The 455-nt window shown below is 55.6% G+C and carries 1 protein-coding gene; it reads left to right on the top strand.

The features are described from left to right. The first annotated feature begins 130 nt into the window (after positions 1–130). A complete protein-coding gene (locus DVK05_RS17170) occupies positions 131–268 on the top strand; it encodes a hypothetical protein (protein WP_155844680.1) in 138 nt (45 codons plus the stop codon). Positions 269–455 lie beyond the last annotated feature (187 nt).

The raw sequence follows: 455 nt of genomic DNA, 5'->3' as shown, positions 1-455 counted from the left end.
CTGCTTTACTTCATCTATCGCCTACGATGCTCACTGGCTGAATAATATTATATATGTCTTTTGCTCACTTTTATTTCCAAACCCTGGATTCTCCGATCTCTTAAATACTCCGACGTTTGAACGCTATCGTATGGTCCGCCCCGAGGCAGACGAGGTACTTGATGTACTCACTCTGCGGGTCAACGTGCTCGCGGCGCTCTCTCGGCTCACGTCGTTCACCTCGGAAACCGCAACACTGCTCCCGCTCCGGTCGTTCACCGATGAGTGACCCGTCGCCGATTCCGTTCGTTTGACCCGCCGGAACCCCAATGACTTACGGGACCGACTGCGAAGCAGTGCTGATGACGACGACGTTTCCTGCAATCCCCTATCTCGAGTGGATTAGCGGGCGTGCCAGTGAGGCGACCCACGACCTCGCGACGAGCGACCTCAACGTGGCTCGTCACGATGACTCC

Origin of the sequence: Halorubrum sp. Atlit-8R (genome assembly GCF_003666025.1) — an archaeon.
Lineage (GTDB): Archaea > Halobacteriota > Halobacteria > Halobacteriales > Haloferacaceae > Halorubrum > Halorubrum salinarum.
The sequence above is the reverse complement of the archived record's forward strand: the minus strand, read 5'-3'. Positions and strand labels throughout refer to the sequence as shown.

What these genes read in the sequence shown, in the direction of transcription:
- DVK05_RS17170 (WP_155844680.1), top strand. Translation starts at nt 131, where the DNA reads ATGGTCCGCCCCGAGGCAGACGAGGTACTTGATGTACTCACTCTGCGG.